Origin of the sequence: Kitasatospora sp. NPDC004669, assembly GCF_040609455.1 — a bacterium.
Classification (GTDB): Bacteria; Actinomycetota; Actinomycetes; order Streptomycetales; family Streptomycetaceae; genus Kitasatospora.
In genome coordinates, this window is sequence record NZ_JBEXKB010000034.1 from 42,026 (window position 1) to 59,623 (window position 17,598).

General features: G+C 72.8%; 15 protein-coding genes. 5 read left to right on the forward strand and 10 right to left on the reverse strand.

All coding sequences use genetic code 11. The features are described from left to right. The first annotated feature begins 10 nt into the window (after window positions 1-10). Window positions 11-1,432, forward strand: a complete 1,422-nt coding sequence (locus ABZW30_RS26065; protein ID WP_355673615.1) for a PLP-dependent aminotransferase family protein — start codon at window positions 11-13, stop codon at window positions 1,430-1,432. Window positions 1,433-1,556: 124 nt separating this feature from the next. On the opposite strand, the gene ABZW30_RS26070 is transcribed toward ABZW30_RS26065, so the two are convergent. The 8 genes from ABZW30_RS26070 to ABZW30_RS26105 all read right to left on the reverse strand — a co-directional run bounded on the left by ABZW30_RS26070 (window position 1,557) and on the right by ABZW30_RS26105 (window position 11,098). Beyond that, window positions 1,557-1,745, reverse strand: coding sequence for a DUF6126 family protein (locus ABZW30_RS26070; protein WP_355673616.1), 189 nt, complete (start codon window positions 1,743-1,745; stop codon window positions 1,557-1,559). A 30-nt stretch (window positions 1,746-1,775) separates the two neighbouring features. Then, window positions 1,776-2,411, reverse strand: coding sequence for an XRE family transcriptional regulator (locus tag ABZW30_RS26075; RefSeq protein ID WP_355673617.1), 636 nt, complete (start codon window positions 2,409-2,411; stop codon window positions 1,776-1,778). Between the two features lie 105 nt (window positions 2,412-2,516). Further along, the gene (locus ABZW30_RS26080) at window positions 2,517-4,250 is read right to left on the reverse strand and encodes a pyruvate dehydrogenase (protein WP_355673618.1); all 1,734 of its coding nucleotides are present in this window, start codon (window positions 4,248-4,250) and stop codon (window positions 2,517-2,519) included. Between the two features lie 115 nt (window positions 4,251-4,365). Beyond that, window positions 4,366-6,771 (reverse strand): glycosyl hydrolase family 65 protein, encoded by a 2,406-nt coding sequence (locus tag ABZW30_RS26085; protein WP_355673619.1) that lies wholly within the window; start codon window positions 6,769-6,771, stop codon window positions 4,366-4,368. 218 nt (window positions 6,772-6,989) lie between these two features. Next, window positions 6,990-7,736 (reverse strand): beta-phosphoglucomutase family hydrolase, encoded by a 747-nt coding sequence (locus tag ABZW30_RS26090; RefSeq protein WP_355673620.1) that lies wholly within the window; start codon window positions 7,734-7,736, stop codon window positions 6,990-6,992. A 102-nt stretch (window positions 7,737-7,838) separates the two neighbouring features. Beyond that, window positions 7,839-8,639 carry a VOC family protein gene (locus tag ABZW30_RS26095; RefSeq protein WP_355673621.1) on the reverse strand — a complete coding sequence of 267 codons (801 nt, stop codon included), beginning with the start codon at window positions 8,637-8,639 and terminating at the stop codon, window positions 7,839-7,841. A gap of 189 nt (window positions 8,640-8,828) precedes the next feature. Further along, window positions 8,829-9,278, reverse strand: coding sequence for an SRPBCC domain-containing protein (locus tag ABZW30_RS26100; protein WP_355673622.1), 450 nt, complete (start codon window positions 9,276-9,278; stop codon window positions 8,829-8,831). Window positions 9,279-9,418: 140 nt separating this feature from the next. Next, entirely contained in the window at window positions 9,419-11,098 is a 1,680-nt protein-coding gene (locus ABZW30_RS26105) for an LCP family protein (protein ID WP_355673623.1), read from the reverse strand. 40 nt (window positions 11,099-11,138) lie between these two features. On the opposite strand from ABZW30_RS26105, the gene ABZW30_RS26110 reads away from it, so the two are divergent. The 4 genes from ABZW30_RS26110 (at window position 11,139) to ABZW30_RS26125 (ending at window position 15,642) form a co-directional block, all read left to right on the forward strand. Continuing rightward, the gene (locus tag ABZW30_RS26110) at window positions 11,139-12,104 is read left to right on the forward strand and encodes a YciI family protein (RefSeq protein ID WP_355673624.1); all 966 of its coding nucleotides are present in this window, start codon (window positions 11,139-11,141) and stop codon (window positions 12,102-12,104) included. A 255-nt stretch (window positions 12,105-12,359) separates the two neighbouring features. Beyond that, window positions 12,360-13,079 carry a G1 family glutamic endopeptidase gene (locus ABZW30_RS26115; protein ID WP_355673625.1) on the forward strand — a complete coding sequence of 240 codons (720 nt, stop codon included), beginning with the start codon at window positions 12,360-12,362 and terminating at the stop codon, window positions 13,077-13,079. A gap of 402 nt (window positions 13,080-13,481) precedes the next feature. Beyond that, window positions 13,482-14,057 carry a TetR/AcrR family transcriptional regulator gene (locus ABZW30_RS26120; protein WP_355673626.1) on the forward strand — a complete coding sequence of 192 codons (576 nt, stop codon included), beginning with the start codon at window positions 13,482-13,484 and terminating at the stop codon, window positions 14,055-14,057. A gap of 118 nt (window positions 14,058-14,175) precedes the next feature. Beyond that, window positions 14,176-15,642: an MFS transporter gene (locus ABZW30_RS26125; protein ID WP_355673627.1), complete on the forward strand. Its 1,467-nt coding sequence runs from the start codon at window positions 14,176-14,178 to the stop codon at window positions 15,640-15,642. Between the two features lie 86 nt (window positions 15,643-15,728). On the opposite strand, the gene ABZW30_RS26130 is transcribed toward ABZW30_RS26125, so the two are convergent. Both ABZW30_RS26130 and ABZW30_RS26135 read right to left on the reverse strand, forming a co-directional pair. Continuing rightward, window positions 15,729-16,238 carry a hypothetical protein gene (locus ABZW30_RS26130; protein ID WP_355673628.1) on the reverse strand — a complete coding sequence of 170 codons (510 nt, stop codon included), beginning with the start codon at window positions 16,236-16,238 and terminating at the stop codon, window positions 15,729-15,731. Window positions 16,239-16,927: 689 nt separating this feature from the next. Continuing rightward, window positions 16,928-17,125 carry a hypothetical protein gene (locus tag ABZW30_RS26135; protein ID WP_355673629.1) on the reverse strand — a complete coding sequence of 66 codons (198 nt, stop codon included), beginning with the start codon at window positions 17,123-17,125 and terminating at the stop codon, window positions 16,928-16,930. Window positions 17,126-17,598: the final 473 nt, after the last annotated feature.

Sequence of the window (17,598 nt, forward strand, 5' to 3'; positions counted from 1 at the left end):
GAATGGGGCCGTGAACGGCTCCTGGACCTCCTTCGGCGGCGATCTGCACCTGGACCTCACCGAGCGGCGCGCCGCCGGCACCGGGCTGCGGGCCGCCCTGGAGGACGCCCTGCGGGAGGCCGTCCAGGACGGCCGGCTCGCCCCCGGCACCCGGCTGCCGTCCTCCCGGGCCCTCGGTGAGGACCTCGGCATCGCCCGCAACACCGTCGTCGAGGCGTACGGCCAGCTCGCCGCGGAGGGCTGGCTCAGCTCCCGGCAGGGCTCCGGCACCACCGTCGCCCGGCGGTCCTTGCCCTCGCCGCCCGTCCGGCCGTCCCGGCCGCAGGCGCGGCGGCGGGCCGTCCGGCACGACCTGATGTCCGGACGGCCCGACCTGTCGCTCTTCCCCCGCACCGCCTGGCTCGCCGCCGCACGCCGCGCCCTCGCCACCGCGCCGCACGAGGCCCTCGGCTACGGCAGCCCGCTCGGCCGGATCGAACTGCGGGAGGCACTCACCCACTACCTGGCCCGGGTCCGCGGCGTGCGCACCGACCCGGACCACCTGCTCATCTGCAACGGCGTCCAGCAGGGCCTGGGCCTGCTCTGCACGGCCCTGAGGGAGCGCGGGGCCCGCTCCCTGGCGGTCGAGGCGTACGGGCTGCCGCCGCAGCACGCCGTGGTGCGGGCCGCGGGGCTGACCACCGTCCCGCTGCCGCTGGACTGCGAGGGTGCCCGCGTCGACCGCCTCGACGCGCGCAGCGGCGCCGTGCTGCTCACCCCGGCCCACCAGTACCCCACCGGCGCACCGCTGTCCGCCGACCGGCGGGCGGCCGCGGTGCGGTGGGCGCGCGAGCAGGACCGGTACGTGATCGAGGACGACTACGACGGCGAGTTCCGCTACGACCGGCAGCCGCTCGGCGCGATGCAGGCGCTCGACCCGGAGCGGGTGGTGTACGCGGGCACCGCCGCCAAGAGCCTCGCCCCGGGCCTGCGGCTGGCCTGGCTGGCCCTGCCGGACGCGCTGGTCGAACCGGTCGCCCGGCTGAAGGTGCTGGCCGACACCATGTCCCCGGTGCTCGACCAGCTGACCCTGGCCGAACTGATCGCCTCCGGGACGTACGACCGGCACGTACGGCGCTGCCGCCTGCACTACCGGCGCCGCCGCGACCGCCTCGTCGCCGCCCTCGCCGAACACGCCCCGCACGTCGAGGTCACCGGCATCGCCGCCGGCCTCCACGCCGTCCTCCAACTCCCGCCCGGTTCCGCCCCCGAGGCCGAACTCCTGGCCCGCGCCGAAGTCGCCGGCCTCGCCCTCAGCGGCCTCGCCTGGCACCGCGCCGCCCCGGCGGACGACGATGCCCCGCCGGCCCTGGTGATCGGCTACGCCACCCCGCCGGAACACGCCTTCCCGGCGGCCCTGGACGCGCTCTGCGAGCTGCTGCGCGAGGCGTGAGGGGGGCCGCCCGCTGCGCGGGCCCGGCGTGCTCGACGAGTTGCCGCGCGCCGGACACCCCTCGAAGCGGGCGAGCGCCCGCCTCCGACGGGGGCGGGGGCGGGCGCGGTTCGGGGTGGGTCGACTACTTGTTGCGGTTGCCCAGTTCGAACAGGAGCATGATGAAGCCGGCGAAGGCGTGGATGCCGGCGGTGTAGATCACCAGGCGGAGGTAGACCCGCTTGTTGGCCCACTTGCCGGCGTCCATGGTCTTCGGGCCGGCGGCGGTGTCAGCGGCAGCGGCCGGGGTGGCAGTGGTGGTGGGATCGGCCACGGGGATCTCCTCCAGGGGTCTGACGGCAGGTCAGTGGGTCGCGGCGGGGCCGCCGCCGAGGCAGAGTTCGCCGCCGGGACTCTGCAGCAAGGTGTGGACGAAGAGCAGTTCGACGCCGGCCTCGGAGTCGGCGGCGATGCAGTGCGGGGTGAGCGAGTCGAAGTGGGCGGAGTCGCCGACGTCGAGGTGGTGGACGCGGTCGCCGAGGGTGAGGCGGAGCGAGCCGCGCAGGACGTACAGCCACTCCTCGCCGGGGTGCACCCGGACCACCGTGTCCTGGACGCCCGGCGGGACGTGCACCCGCAGCGCCTGCATGGCGCGGCCGGGGGCGCCGGCCCGGCGGTATCCCCAGCCGCCGGCCCGACCGGGCTCTATGGCGCCGCCGCGGACCACCGGGTCCGGCTCGGCCATGGTCTCGCCGAGGAGGCCGGAGACCGAGGTGCCGTAGGCGCGGGCGAGACCGAGCAGGACGGGCAGGGAGGGCTGGCGGCGGCCGGTCTCCAGCCGGGACAGATAGGCTGGGGAGAGCCCGACCCGTGCCGCGGCGACCTCCAGGGTGAGGCGGCTGCTGAGCCGGTGCTCGCGGAGGCGGGCGGCGAGTCCGGCGACCTCCTGGTCGTCGAGCTGTTCGCCGGCGGCGGGGGTGCCGGTGGGGCTGGTGGTCATGTGACCAGTGGACACCTCACGTGCCGCACGGGCAAGAAATTTGCCCCAGAGGCAAAGAGCCGCGGGGCGGCCCGGAATCACCCCGGGAACACCCCTTCGACCCGCTCACGGCCGGGGAATGTTGCGCAGATTGCTGCGGGCCAGGTCGATCATCCGACCGACGCCGCCGGAGAGCACCGTCCGCCCGGCCGCCAGCGCGAAGCCCTTCAGCTGGGCGGCGGTGATGTGCGGCGGGATGGACAGCGCGTTGGGGTCGGTGACCACGTCCACCAGTGCCGGACCGGGCCGTTCCAACGCCTCCACGAGCACCTCCCGGACCCGCCCCGGCTCGGCGACCCGCTTGGCCGGGACGCCCATGGCCCGCGCGATGCCCGCGTAGTCCACGTCCCCGTTGTCGATCTCGGACTCCGGGTAGCCGGAGACCAGCATCTCCAGCTTGATCATGCCGAGCGCACCGTTGTTGAACACCACCGTCTTCACCGGCAGCCGGTGCTTGGCCACCGTGAGCAGTTCGCCGAGCAGCATGCCGATCCCGCCGTCGCCCGCCATCGCGATCACCTGCCGCCCGGGGCAGGCGAGTTGGGCGCCGATCGCATGCGGGAGGGCGTTGGCCATCGAGCCGTGCAGGAAGGAGCCGATCACCCGGCGCCGGCCGTTCGGCTGCAGGTAGCGGGCGGCCCAGACGTTGTTCATGCCGGTGTCCACGGTGAACACCGCGTCCGGGGCGGCCACCTCGTCCAGCACCGAGGCGACGTACTCGGGGTGGATCGGCAGGTGCCTCTCGATGTCCCGGGTGTAGGCGCCGATCACGTCCTCCAGCACCCGGCAGTGCTTGCGCAGCATGCCGTCCAGGAAGGACCGGTCCCGCTTCACGTCCAGCAGCGGCAGGACGGCCCGCAGGGTGGCCGCGACGTCCCCGTGCACGGCCAGTTCCAGCGCGGTGCGGCGGCCGAGCCGGGTGGCGTCGTGGTCGACCTGGACGGTGTTCGCCTGCGGGAGGAAGGAGTCGTACGGGAAGTCGGTGCCGAGCAGCAGCACCAGGTCGGCGGAGTGCAGCGCCTCGTGGCAGGCGCCGTAGCCGAGCAGGCCGCTCATGCCGACGTCGTACGGGCTGTCGTACTGGATCCACTCCTTGCCGCGCAGTGAGTGCCCGACCGGCGCGTTCAGCGCCTGGGCGGCCTCCATCACCTCGGGGTGCGCCCCCCGCACCCCGGCGCCGCAGAACAGGACGACCCGGCGGGCCGCGTTGAGCAGCCGGGCCAGTTCCTGCACCTGGGACCAGGGCGGCGCGGCCACGGCCTGCTCGGTGAGGAAGTGGCTGGTGCCGGTGGGCCCGGCGGCGGGGAGGGCGGCGACGTCCCCGGGGAAGGCGAGCACCGAGACGCCGTGCGAACCGAGCGCGTGCTGGATCGCGACCCGGAGCAGCCGGGGCAGCTGGGCGGGGGCGGAGAGCATCTCGCACCAGTTGCTGCAGTCGGTGAACACCCGCTCGGGGTGGGTCTCCTGGAAGAAGCCGGTGCCGATCTGCCCGGACGGGATGTGCGAGGCGAGCGCGAGCACCGGCAGACCGCTGCGCTGGGCGTCGTAGAGGCCCTGGATCAGATGGGTGTTGCCGGGGCCGCAGGAGCCGGCGCAGACCGCGAGGCGGCCGGAGAGCTCGGCCTCGGCGGCGGCCGCGAAGGCACCGGCCTCCTCGTTGCGGACGTGCACCCAGCTGATGCCCTCGGCCCGGCGGATCGCGTCGACGACGGGGTTGAGGCTGTCGCCGACGACGCCGTAGACCCGCTCCACCCCGGCCTGCCGGAGCACCTCCACCATCTGTTCGGCCACGCTCGCCACGGTGTACCCCTTCGCCGGGCGCCGGGAGTGCGACCGGGCGCCGGTTGCCACAGGACACCAGCACCCTCCGGCGCCCGGGCCCGCTCCGCATCCGGGGCGGGCCCGGACAGGTGAGCTACTCCGCCGCCAGGTGGTCCTGCTGCCCCAGCTTTCCGGCGGCCAGGCCCGCCTGGGGCTGGCGGCGGGCGGGTTCGCGGCCGGGGGGCTGGGCGAAGCGCTCCTGGGCGGGCGGGGCGGTGGTCGGCAGGGTGACCGGGAAGCCGGACTTGACCTGCACCGCCTCGCCGTCGTGCCGCAGGTGGATCACCTCGCCGCGGCGCAGCGTGTAGGTCGTCCCCTCGTGGGTGATCTGCACCCCGAGCAGGTGGCCGCGCACCAGCAGCGAGAAGCTGAGCTTCATCAGCCCGGAGGGCAGCCGGGGCCGGAAGGAGAGCGTCTCGCTGTGGTCGCGCAGGCCGCCGAAGCCGGCCACCAGGGCGACGCAGGCCCCGGCGAGCGAGGCCATGTGGAGGCCGTCGCGGGTGTTGCCGCCGAGGTCGTGCAGGTCCATCAGGGCGGCTTCGGCGGTGTAGTCGTACGCGAGGTCGAGTTGGCCGACCTCGGCGGCGATGACGGCCTGGGTGCAGGCGGAGAGCGAGGAGTCGCGGACGGTCAGCCGCTCGTAGTAGGCGAAGTTGCGGGCCTTCTGCTCGTCGGTGAAGGCGTCGCCGCGGACCTGCATGGCGAGCACCAGGTCGGCCTGCTTGACCACCTGCTTGCGGTACAGGTCGAAGTACGGGTAGTGCAGCAGCAGCGGGTACTTCTCCGGCGGGGTGTTCTCGAAGTCCCAGACCTGGTGGTGGGTGAAGCCGTCGGCCTGCGGGTGGACGCCGAGGTCCGTGTTGTACGGGATGTACATCGCGGCGGCGGCGTCGCGCCAGGCGGCGGTCTCCTCGGTGTCGACGCCGAGGGCCGAGGCCTCGCGCGGGTGGCGGACGGCGGCCTCGGCGGCGGCGCGCAGGTTCGTCTGCGCCATCAGGTTGGTGAAGACGTTGTTGTCGGCGACGGCGCTGTACTCGTCGGGGCCGGTGACCCCCTCGATCCGGAACTTCCCGGCGACGTCGTGGTGGCCGAGCGAGCGCCACATCCGGGCGGTCTCCACCAGGAGTTCGAGGCCGTAATCGCGCTCGAACTCCGCGTCCCCGGTGGCCCGGACGTAGCGGGCGACGGCGACGGCGATGTCGGCGCCGATGTGGAAGGCCGCCGTGCCGGCCGGCCAGTAGCCGGAGCACTCCTCGCCACGGATCGTCCGCCAGGGGAACACCGCGCCGGCCAGGCCGAGTTGGGTGGCCCGCTCGCGGGCGAGCGGGAGGGTGGTGTGCCGCCAGCGCAGGGCCTGGTTGACGGCGTTGGGCAGGCAGTAGGTGAGTACCGGCAGGACGAAGGTCTCGGTGTCCCAGAAGCTGTGTCCGTCGTAGCCGGGGCCGGTCAGCCCCTTGGCGGGGATGGCCCGTTCCTCGCTGCGGGCACCGGCCTGCAGGACGTGGAAGACGGCGAACCGGACGGCCTGCTGGAGTTCGACGTCACCCTCGATCTCGACGTCGCTGGTCTCCCAGAACTCCCTGAGGAAGTCGGTCTGTTCGGCGATCAGACCGTCCCAGCCGGTGTACCGGGCGGCGGTCAGCGCGGCCTCGACCTGGTCCCGGACGGCGGGCAGCGAGCGGGTCCCGGACCAGCCGTAGGACATGAACTTGACCAGCCGCAGCCGCTGTCCGGCCCCGAGCACGGTGGTGACGCTGATCCGGCAGTGGTCGGCCTCGGCCTCGGCGACGGTGTCGAGCTTCTCCGGGCCCTCGATGATGTGGTCCATCCCGGCCGCGACCCGGATGCCGCTGAAGCGGGTGCGGTGCACCAGGACGGCCTTGGTGCCGCTGGCGTGGTGCGCCTCGGCCTGCAGCGGGGCCTCCAGGACGGCGGCGGCGCGTGGGTCGCCCTCGGGGCCGCCGGGCAGCTGCTCGTTGGCGACCAGCTCGGACTGGAGCACGATCCGCACCGGCCCGTCCACCGCCTCGACGCTGTACTCCACGGCGGCGATGGCGCGCTGGGTGAGCGAGACGAGCCGGGAGGAGCGCACCCGGATGGTCCGCCCGGCCGGGGAGGTCCACTCGGCCTCGCGGTGCAGCATGCCTTCACGGAAGTCCAACCAACGCTTGTGGCTGAGGAGTTCGCCGTAGCGCAGGTCGAACGGCTCGTCGTCCACCAGCAGCCGGATGATCTTGCCGTTGGTGACGTTGATGACGCTCTGGCTGGACTCGGGGTAGCCGTAGCCGCCCTCGCCGTACGGGAGCGGGCGCAGTTCGAAGACGCCGTTGAGGTAGGTGCCGGGCAGGCCGTGCGGCTCGCCCTCGTCCAGGTTGGCGCGCAGGCCGATGTGGCCGTTGGAGAGCGCGAAGACCGATTCCGCCCGGGCCAGCGCGGCCAGGTCCAGGCCGCGTTCGGTGATCTGCCAGGGGTCGATCGTGAAGTTGTCCGAAGGACTCATGCGCCCACCTCGCTACGCTCGGCAGGGGCATTCGCCCACACGCACCTCTTGATGACTCGCTCGCTTCGCTCGCTCATGCGCCCACCTCGCTACGCCCGGCAGGGGCATTCGCCCACACGCACCTCTTGATGACTCGCTCGCTCCGCTCGCTCATGCGCCCACCTCGCTACGCCCGGCAGGGGCATTCGCCCACACGCACCTCTTGATGACTCGCTCGCTCATGACTGCTCCCCCAGCAGTTCGGAAAGGTCGTCGACGACCACGGTGGCGCCGTCACGGCGCAGTTCGGCGGCCTGCCCGGTGCGGTTGACCCCGACCACCGCGCCGAAGCCGCCGGCCCGACCGGAGGCGACCCCGGCGAGCGCGTCCTCGAAGACGGCGGCGTGCGCGGGCTCGACGCCGAGCTCGCGGGCGGCGTACAGGTAGGTGTCGGGGGCGGGCTTGCCGGGCAGGCCCTGCCGCTTGGCGACCACGCCGTCCACGATCACGTCGAACAGCTCCAGGATGCCCGCCGAGCGCAGCACGTCCCGGCAGTTGGCGCTGGAGGAGACCACCGCGCTGGGCAGCCCGAGCGCGCGCAACCGGTGCACATAGGCGACCGAGCCGTCGTAGGGCTTGACCCCCTGTTCGCGGATCAGCCGCAGCACGGTGTCGTTCTTGGCCCGGCTGATCCCTTGCACGGTACGGGCGTTCGGCGGATCGTCCGCCACGCCCTCGGGCAGATCGATGCCCCGGCTGTGCAGGAAGGCCCGGGTGCCGTCCAGGCGCGGGCGGCCGTCCACGTAGGTGTCGTAGTCGGTGACGGCGTCGAAGGGGACGAACTGCCCGCCGGTGCGGGCGGCTTCGGCGCGCAGGAAGGCGTCGAAGGTGTCCTTCCAGGCCGCGGCGTGGACCGTGGCGGTCTGGGTGAGCACCCCGTCGAGGTCGAAGAGGAAAGCGCGGATGTCGTCCGGTAGCCCCAGCATGGGTGCAGTCTTACCCGGGAACGCGGGGGAAACCGCCCATTCCCGGCGGCGCGTCGCGGGAAGGGCGGCTTCCGGTTGCCGCAGCGGGATCGGGCGGCGGGATCAGGGGGAGTCGGGCATCTGCGCCTCGGGCGACTGGATCACCGCGAAGACCGCGCCCTGCGGGTCCTGGACCACGGCCATCCGGCCGGACTGCATGTCGAACGGCGGCTGGATCACCGCACCGCCGGCCTTCACCAGGGCGTCCACCACCGAGTCGGCGTCGTCCACCGAGAAGTAGGTCATCCAGTGCGAGGGCGTGCCCTGCGCCAGGTACCCGGGGATCTTCTGCATGCCGCCCACCGTGCGGTCACCGACGTTCAGCGAGAAGTAGCCGTCCATGCCCTGGATGGTGGCCGGGCGCAGCCCGAGCGTCGGCTGGTAGAAGCGGCCGGCCGCGTCGGTGTCGGCGGTGTTGAGCTCGTTCCAGACCAGCGCGCCGGGCTCGTTGACCACACCCGCGCCGATGAAGTCCATCGCCTGCCAGACGCCGAACACGGCACCGGTCGGGTCGGCGGCGACCAGCATCCGGCCGATCGTGCCGACGTCCATCGGCTCGTAGAGGATCGTGCCGCCGGCCGCGGCGATGGCCCGGTTGGCCTCGTCGGCGTCGTCCGAGGCGAGGTACGTGGTCCAGGCGACGGGCGGCACCGGCTGCCCCTCGGGCGCGGACTGCGCCATGATCCCGGCGACCGGGCGGCCGTTGAGCGTGCACACGGCGTAGCCGCCGAACTCGGCCGGGCCGATCTCGCCCTGCCAGCCGAACAGGTCGCGGTAGAAGTCGAGCGCGGCCTGCTGGTCGCTCGCCATCAGGTCGACCCAGCACGGGGTGCCGGGCTTGTACGGATCGGTCACTACGGGCATTGCTGGGCCTCCCGGAGGCGGTGGTGGCCGGCTGTGGTCGTCGGGCGGGCGGCGGCCCGGCCCGACCGGTACGGCCGTCCGCGCGGACGGCCACGACGGTGGTACACCGCCCACCTTCGGCCCGCCGCCGCGTTCTCGCCACCGGACGGCGCCCTGGCGGGCGACCCGCCGCGACCCGGCACCGGGCGCTCACTCGGTGTCGTGCCGCCTGGTGGTGACGAAGTACGGCTGCACCTTGCCGCTCTGCGCGTAGTCCTTGAGCCGGACCAGCAGTTCGGCCCAGGTGCCGGCCACCATCGGGACGCCCTCCTCGCTGCCCGGCTGCCAGCCACCGTGCCGGAACAGCAGCCGGGTGCGCTCGGGCGCGTCGGGCTGGTCGGCGAGGTCCCAGCTGATCCAGGTGCCGGCCCAGTGCGGCGGGAAGGCCCCGGCGTTGGCCCACACCACCCGGTCCGGGTCGGCCCGCTCGCGGCGCAGCCGGAAGGGCTCGGGGACGCCGGGGAAGTCGAAGAGCAGCACGTCGCCCTCGCGGTCCACAGCGGTGGTCCACCAGCTGGTCAGCCCGTCGTGGGTGTTGAGCGCGGCGAGGACGACGTCCCGGGGGGCGGCGATGTCGAGCTGCATGGCGATCTCGGGCATGGGGTCCGCCTTTCGGTGACCGGAGGGCCCCCTCCAGGGCGTGCGGACACGCCCTACGGCCACCATGGCACGACCCCCGGGCCCACGCGCCCCGGGGGCGCCGGCCCGGGGGTCGTCCCCGCGCTGTCCGGTGGTGGCGGTCAGCCGCCGCTGCCGTAGGTGGTGTTCGCGCAGATGTCGTCGTCCGCCGAGCGGGCGTCGTTGGTGACGGTGGTGGGCAGCGGCTGCGGGGCCGTCGGGGTCCCCGGGGCGGCGCCCGCAGTGGGTGTACCGCTCCCCATGCCGTTGGCCGCCGCGAAGTCCTGGCCGACGATCACCGAGATGCCGCGCGCGCTGCTGGGCTCCAGGGTGGCGCCCGGGAACAGCGCGGCGACCTTCTCGGCGTTCGCCTTCTGGCTGGAGCCGTACTCGACGGTGGTGGTCTTCTGCTTGGTGCTCGCCGCCTGGCCGGCCGTGGTGGCGGTGAACTTGGCGGCCTTCAGCTGCTCGGTCGCCTTTCCGGCCAGGCCGTTGGCGGTCGTCCCGTTGTAGACCGCCACCTTGATCGAGGAGTTGGTGGCGTCCCCGGCCGGGGCGGGCGGGGTGCTGGGCGCGGCCTGCGACGGCGCGGCGCTCGTGCTGCCGGGGGCGTCCGGCTGCTGGCCGGTGGCGTTCTGGCCGTCGATGGTCTGGTCGGCCTTGAGGGTCTCCCAGAGCTTGTTGGCGTCCGGCTGGACCAGGTCGATGTTGGCGTCCTGGGTCCGGTAGCGCCAGGGCGCGGTGACGAACTTGAGGTCGTGCATGTCGATGTTCTTCAGCGACAGGCCGAAGGAGAGCAGCTTGTCCGCGGAGTCCAGCCCCGGGTCGACGGTCAGCGACTTCGTCGCCGCGTCGGCCAACGGCAGCAGGTTGGTGGGGCTCAGCCCGTCCTTCTTCATCTTGGTGGCGAGCGAGCTCATGAAGGCCTGCTGGCGCTTCATCCGGCCGATGTCGGAGCCGTCGCCGATGCCGTGCCGCAGGCGCACGTAGTCGAGCGCCTGCTGCCCTTCGACGGTCTGCTTGCCCTGCGGCAGGACGAGGTTGCCCTTCTTGTGCAGGTTGGGGTTGATGTCGCCCTCGTAGATCGGCTTCGGCAGGCAGATGTCCACGCCGTTGACGGCCTTGGTCATCGCGGCGAAGCCGTTGAAGTCGACCACCATGGTGTGGTCGACCCGGATGCCGGTGACCTTCTCGATCGTGTTCTGGGTGCAGGCCGGGTTGCCGCTGTCGCTGCCGCCGACCGAGAAGGCGGCGTTGAACAGGTCGTTGCCGCCCTTGGTCCACTTGCCGTTGGGCAGCTTGCAGGACGGTATCGGGACGATCGCGTTGCGTGGGATCGAGATGCCCACGGCGTGCTTGTGGTCGGCGTAGACGTGCAGCAGGATCGTGGTGTCCGAGCGGGCGCCGCCGTCCTCGCCGCCGCCGAGGTCGGAGTTGTTGCCGCCCCGGCTGTCCGAGCCGATCAGCAGCACGTTGACCGGCTTGTTGCCGTCCGCGTCCGCCTTGGCCTCCGGCGGGCGGTCGGTGGCTATCGCGTCCGCGTCGAAGGACTTGATGTTGGCGTTCAGCTTGAAGTAGATCGCGCCGCCGGCGCCCGCGATCAGCACCAGGACGCCCGCCGCCGACCAGGCGACGATCTTCTTCACGTTCTTCTTGGGCTTGGCGTTCTTGCGTGCCGCCGCCCGGCCGCCGGCCGTGGCGTCCGCGCCGCCGCCCTTGCCCTGCGCGGCGCGGCGGGCCTCCGCCCGACCGCTGCTGCGCGGCCCGGGCACGGAGCCCGTCGCGCCTTCCGTCGTGGGCACGTCCTCGCCCCGAGCCGGGCTCTCGCCCCTCCGACCTGACATGCGCGTACCTTTCACCGACGGAAGCGACGCCCCGGACGATCTGGCGCACCGCACACAGAAGAGACGGACGAGGCGCCTCCCAGGTTGCACGTACGAAAGTCGGTTGAGACCGACCATCGTGGCTTCCGATCATATTGAGAACGAAGGCGATCACCGCCCTCAGGTACACCTACAACCCCGGAAACCACAGGGCGACCGCCCGACAGACCACCCGAAAACGCCTGATTCGGACGGCGGCGTCCGCGTAGCCGAACACCCGCTTGACCACCTTCCGGATCTCCGCCGGGGTGACGATGTTCACGGCCCGCGCCGGATCGCCCTTCGGCGACTGACGACAGCGTGGCGAGGTGCGCTCGTGCCCTGGGGGGACCTCCCGGCCGAAGGCCGGGGAGGCGGCGGGCGGTGCGCAGGTCTGGCGCCGCTCGAACTCCGGCTAGGCGCGCTGCTGGACCGATTCGTAGTACCGCAACAGGGCCGGCAGGCCGACCCTCGGGTCGACCGGCCGCAGGCCGCCGGGCGGTCGAGGGCCTGTCCGCCCGCGGCCGGGAGCGCGGCACCGCGGCCGGCGCCGCCGTCCGGGCCCTGCCCGAGGGCGAACAGCAGCTCGCCGCCGACCAGTTCCTGGCCGGACTGGGCCGCGACCTCACCGCACTGGCCGACGCGATGCGCGACACCCTGCGGCCGCGCGAGTTCACCCCGCTCGACCCGGCGGAGCCGACCGTCCTCACGAGGCCGGGGTCACCGTACGGTACGGCGGCGGCCTGCGGCACAGCTGCAGCGCCCGGCTGGTGGCGCGGGGCCGGAGACTCCCGTTTCGGACGGCCCGCACCGGGCGGGACACGAGCATCTGGGCGGGCTCTGGGTGATCGACGTGGCGGACGAGGCGGAGGCGGTCGCCTGGGCCCGCCGAATGCCCTCGGCGCCGGGCGACCTGGTCGAGGTCCGGCCGGTGCGGGTGACCTGAGTTCACTTCACTGCGCCCCGTCGAGCGCCTCGGCGCTCGACGGGGCGCAGTGCGTCACGGGTCGCATCCCGGACGCCTTCCGGCGCATCGTCAAGCCGCGCACCTGACACGGCAATACCTTCGCCAACCTTTCCCCCACACCTCTTGCCCCGCTCATGACAGTCGGCCATTCTGAACCGCCACCCGTCAACGGCCGCCCCCACGGCTCGGGTTGGCGTGTGAGCCTCCTGTTCGTCCCCTCACGAAGGAGCCAGCATGCGCAGATTCCTGATACGCGTCGCCACGCTCGCGGCAGCGGCCGCCACTCTCGCCGTCCCCGCCGCGCCGACCACTGCGGCGGCGGCACAGGGACTGTCGTTCCGCCCCCTGCAGTACAACACCAACGGCTACAACTGGGGCGGCTACGCCGCCACGGGCAGCGGCTTCAGCTCGGTCTCGGCGTCCTGGACCGAGCCGAGCGCGACCTGCAACTCCACCAACGACCTCTACGCCCCCTGGGTCGGCATCGACGGGTACGGCTCCTCCACCGTGGAGCAGACCGGGGTGGCGACCGACTGCTCCAGCGGCAGCCCCGTGAACCAGGCCTGGTACGAGATGTATCCGGCGAACCCGGTCTACCTGAGCCTCAGTTCGTACCCCGTGTCGGCCGGCGACCACATCACCGCCTCGGTGACCTACGCCGGAAGCAGCAGGTACACCCTCAAGCTGACGGACTCCTCGCGAGGCTGGACCTACAGCACGACCAAGTCCCTCTCCGCGCGCCGGACCAGCGCCGAGGTCATCATCGAGTCGCCGACCGGGTCCTACCCCGACTTCGGCACCCTGAGCTTCACCTCGGCCACCGTCAACGGCAAGTCCCTCGGCTCCTCCAGTCCGGTCGCCCTCGACCCCAGCTCGAACGGCACCTACGAGGCCCGCACCGGCGCGCTCGGCTCCAGCGGCACCAGCTTCACCGAAACGTTCCTGCACCAGTAACCACCCCGGCGCCGGGGCGGGCACACACCCGCCCCAGCACCCAGCAAGCGCCCTGCCGAAGCGGGGCCGACGAGCCGAGCGCGGATGACCTGTATGCGCGCGCACGGCGGGAGGAGCGGGAAGTCGGTGAGGCCGACTTCCCGCTCCTCGGCGTTTTATGGGATGGCAGTGGGGCTTGAAGTGGGGCGCGGGGGTTGATCGTTGTTGTGGTCGTGCCGGGCGGTGAGGGGGTAGGCCCAGGCGAGCAGGGCAATGAGCCCCGTTTACGCACGTCCCGGCCGCCCGCATACGCATACGCAGCGGGGCCGGGGGCGGGGCCAAGGCCGGGGCGGAGGTGGGGGCGGGTCCCGGGATCTGACGGTGTTTTTGACAAGGCTGACAATAACTGACACGATCCTCACCATGGCACGCCCGAGGAAGTTCGACACCGAGGCCGCGATCGACGCGGCCATGAACACCTTCTGGACCAAGGGGTACACCGCGACCTCGACCGACGACCTGGCCGAGAGCACCGGCATGCTGCGCGGCAGCCTCTACAACGCCTTCGGCGGCAAGCGGCAGCTGTTCGAGCTGGCGCTGCGCCGCTACCGGGAGGGCGGCGCGGCCGGCGACCGCTCCATGCCGGACGACCGGCCGCCACTGGAACGCATCCGGCAACTGCTGCGCACCGGGGTGGACCAGGCCGCGACCGACCACCGCGGCTGCCTCGCGGTCAACACCGTCACCGAACTCGCCGTCCGCGAGCCGGAGTTGGCCGACCTCGCCCGTCAGGCCTTCGTTCCCCTGGAGGCCCGGCTGACCGAGGCGATCGAGGCCGGCCGACTCCGCGGCGAGATCCGCCCGGACCGCGCCCCAAGCCTGCTCGCCCGCCAGGTGATGGCCACCTTCCACGGCCTGCTGCTGCAGGCCAAGGCCGGCTTCGAGCCCGAGTCGCTGCACGCGACCATCGACGCCGTCGTCGACGACCTGCGCCCCTGAACCCGCGCCCCTGAACCCGCGCCCCTGAACTTCCCGCTCGGCAGCACCCTCGGCGCCCTTTCGCGCCCAAATTTTTGGCACTTTCACCAATAACTGCCCTCACCGGAGGCCGCACCCGATGTCCGTCCTGCCCCGCCCGTCCCGCCCGCTCCGCGTACCCCTCCTGCCCGTCATCCTGGCGGCCTTCTTCATGTACGGCTTCGACGGCAACGTCGTGAACGTCGCCCTGCCCGCCATCCGCACCGACCTCGGCGCCGGCCAGGCCGCACTGGAACTGGTCGTCGCCGGCTACGTGTTCAGCTACGCCACCGGGCTCGTCCTCGGCGGGCGGCTCGGCGACATCCTCGGCCACCGGCGGATGTTCCTGTCCGGGATGGCCGCCTTCACCCTGGCCTCCGTGCTCTGCGGGCTGGCCCAGTCCCCCGCCCAGCTGGTGCTCGCCCGGATGTTCCAGGGCCTCACCGCCGCCGCCATGGTGCCCCAGGTGCTCGCCCTGATCACCACCGCCGTCCCCGCCGAGGGCCGACCGCGCGCCCTGGCCTGGTTCGGCGTCACCGGCGGACTCAGCGGCGTCTGCGGCCAGCTGCTCGGCGGGGTCCTGCTCGACGGCGACCTCCTCGGCCTCGGCTGGCGCGCCGTCTTCCTGGTCAACCTGCCGGTCGGCCTGATCGTCCTCGCCGTCGCCGCCGCCGTCCTGCCGCGCACCACCACCGGCCGCCGCCCCGCCCTGGACGGCATCGGCGTGCTCGCCGTCTCCGGCTCGCTGGCCCTGGCGCTCGTCCCGCTCGTCCTCGGCCGGGAGGCCGGCTGGCCGTTCTGGGCCTGGGCGATGCTCGCCGCCGCCGTCCCCGCCTTCCTGGCCGCCCTGCGCTGGGAGAGCCGCCTCGCCGCCCGCGGCGGGCAGCCGCTGCTCGACCCGGAGCTGTTCCGCGGCCGGGTCTTCCGGACCGGACTGGCCGTCAACGCCGCCTTCATGGCCTTCTTCACCGGCTTCGTCTTCGTCATCAGCCTCACCGTGCAGACCGGCTTCGGCTACAGCCCGCTGCGCTCCGGCCTGGTCTTCACCCCCATGGCCGTCCTGGCCATGGCCTCCTCGCTGACCGGCAAGCGCCTGCTCCCCCGGTACGGGCTGCGCGTCCCGGTCGCCGGCGGGGTGATCACCGCCCTGAGCCTCCTGCTGACCGCACTCGCCCTGCAGACCGGCGGCGAACGGCACGCCCTCCCCGTCCTGCTGGCCACCATGGGCCTGATGGGCATCGGCAACGGCCTCGTGCTGCCCTCCCTGATCGGCGCCCCGATGGCCGGCATCACCCCCGAGCGCGCCGGCACCGCCTCCGGCACCCTCTCCACCACCCAGCAGTTCGCCGCCGTCACCGGCGTCGCCACCATCGGCGGCACCTACTTCGCCGTCCTCGACCACCACACCCACGCCACCGCTGCGGCCGCCGCCACCTGGCTCGCCCTCGCCGCCGTCCTCGCCATGATCGCCCTCACCGTCCGCCTCTCCCGCGCCACCAAGGCCCCGGCCCCCACCCCGGCCCCGGCTGCGGCCCGGCGCACCCCCGCCCTCGCCACCGAGAGCTGACCGCGAACGGATCGGGCCCTGGCCGGTGGCACAGCCACCGACCAGGGCCCGATCCGTTGACGGGGACGCGCGACAGGTGCGGGACCTCAGGCCCGCGCCCCCGACTTCGCGTCGTGCTCGGCGAAGAACTCGTCGGCGATCGCCCGCGTGCGCGGCAGCCCGGCGACCGGCTCGCCGACGACCCGGCCCGCGAGCTCGCCGGCCAGCCGGGCCACGTCCTCCCGCAGCTCGGCCTCGGCCAGCACCCGGTCGGCCTCCAGCTGGACCTTGGCCTCCGCCAGCATCCGGTCCCGCAGCTCCTGCCCCTCGACCCGCAGCTGCGCGATCAGCGCCGCCCCGTCCTCGGTGGCGGTCTGCCGGATCAGCGCCGCCTCGTGCCGGGCCGCGGTGAGTTCCGCCTGGAACTCCTCGTACACGCGCTGGGCCTCCGCCCGCGCCGCCTCAGCCCGCTCGACACCGCCCTCGGTGGCGTCCCGGCGCTCGGCCAGGGTCTTCTCGATGCGCGGCAGCAGCAGCGCCCCGAGAACCCCGAATATCAGAAAGAAACAGACGAGTCCGACGACAAGCTGAGCCGTGTCCGGCTTCAAAGGTCCCATGTGCTCAAGATAGTTGAGTCACCGTCGCCCAACTCTGCCGGGTACCCGCTGTCCCGGAAACGACGAAAGGGCGCCCTCCCCGAAGGGAGAACGCCCAGGTCGGACACGGCTCCATCGTGTGGGCCGCCAGGGGCTCGAACCCTGAACCTACGGATTGAAAGATCCACTGCTGCGGCTGAGTGACAAGGGTGCGGCTCCCCGAGGATGTTCACGATGTGATGAGCCGACTCCTCTTAACTTCTTCTGACACCCGGCTGTGTCGCCCGGCAGGCGGTTTGCCTGCGTCCGCCACCCATGGAGGTCATTGGATGAATCTTCGACCCTGGGTTGCGGCCTCGCTCGCAGGTGCGGCTATCGCCCTTGCGTCTCCGCCTGCAGGCGTCGCCGCCCAGGCGTCCACACGGCCCGCGTCCGGCTCCCCGTGGCTCCAGGACAGGGACGGGGACGAGGAATGGGACGGGGAATGGGACTGGGACGGGGACCGGGACTGGGACCGGGACCGGAACGGGCGCGGCCATCCCCGTAGTCCCTGGCGCCACTGCTTCAGCCCCCGCCGTGTCGTGATCCTCGACGGAAACCTCAGGGTGATTCTGACCAACAGCCGGCGCGGGCCGGAGGCTCTCGTTCTCGCGAGGGACCCGTCATCCTCGACCGCGCAGCCGGAGGCGCCATGGCCCGGCTTCACTGTTTCAACGTATCTGAACGTGAATTATCCCACCCAGACCACCAACCAGTACGAGTGGCAGATCCGAGGCTTCTTCAGGGAGCACCCGGTCTTCGTGGCGAAGGCCTTCGACCGCCACGAGCGAGCCTTCCCCTTCCCGGCCTCCCACTGCATCGACGACTTCGACCACCACGGCGACGGTGACCACGGTGGCCGTGATCACCCGCACGACGGTGAAGCCGCCGAGGGGGGCGGCCCGTCCGGCGCCCCGTCGCCCCAGGGGTCCGGGTCCCCGTCGCCCCAGGAAGGGGGCCACCTTCACAACGGCCAGCCTGCGCCGGACCCGCTCGCTTCCGGGGGCGCCAACCTCCCTCCTTCGCCTGATGGTGCGGCTGTCGGCAGGAGCGTCGGCCGCCTGAGCGCGAAGCGCATCGGGATCGCGACCGGCGGCTCGCTGATGGTGCTGGGAGTGCTGGCCACGGCCTGGCTCCACCGACGTCGTCGGCAGCGTGCTACTCGGCCGGAACAGGAACCGGCGGCACCTCCGGCCCCTGACCTCACATCGCATCAGGAGCCCGATCTGCCGCCGACCGAGCCGCACCAATAGCGGACGGCCGCCTTCCGGGGGGCGGCCGGGTCGGCCACGCCGGGACGGTTCCGCATCCGTGCAGCTCCGTCCGGCGGCCAGCCGGCCGC

Coding starts and splice junctions, on each gene's coding strand:
- ABZW30_RS26075 (WP_355673617.1), bottom strand. CDS start 2,411: ATGACCACCAGCCCCACCGGCACCCCCGCCGCCGGCGAACAGCTCGAC.
- ABZW30_RS26085 (WP_355673619.1), bottom strand. CDS start 6,771: ATGAGTCCTTCGGACAACTTCACGATCGACCCCTGGCAGATCACCGAA.
- ABZW30_RS26090 (WP_355673620.1), bottom strand. CDS start 7,736: ATGCTGGGGCTACCGGACGACATCCGCGCTTTCCTCTTCGACCTCGAC.
- ABZW30_RS26095 (WP_355673621.1), bottom strand. CDS start 8,639: ATGCCCGTAGTGACCGATCCGTACAAGCCCGGCACCCCGTGCTGGGTC.
- ABZW30_RS26100 (WP_355673622.1), bottom strand. CDS start 9,278: ATGCCCGAGATCGCCATGCAGCTCGACATCGCCGCCCCCCGGGACGTC.
- ABZW30_RS26110 (WP_355673624.1), top strand. CDS start 11,139: ATGCGCGTACCTTTCACCGACGGAAGCGACGCCCCGGACGATCTGGCG.
- ABZW30_RS26115 (WP_355673625.1), top strand. CDS start 12,360: ATGCGCAGATTCCTGATACGCGTCGCCACGCTCGCGGCAGCGGCCGCC.
- ABZW30_RS26120 (WP_355673626.1), top strand. CDS start 13,482: ATGGCACGCCCGAGGAAGTTCGACACCGAGGCCGCGATCGACGCGGCC.
- ABZW30_RS26125 (WP_355673627.1), top strand. CDS start 14,176: ATGTCCGTCCTGCCCCGCCCGTCCCGCCCGCTCCGCGTACCCCTCCTG.
- ABZW30_RS26130 (WP_355673628.1), bottom strand. CDS start 16,238: ATGGGACCTTTGAAGCCGGACACGGCTCAGCTTGTCGTCGGACTCGTC.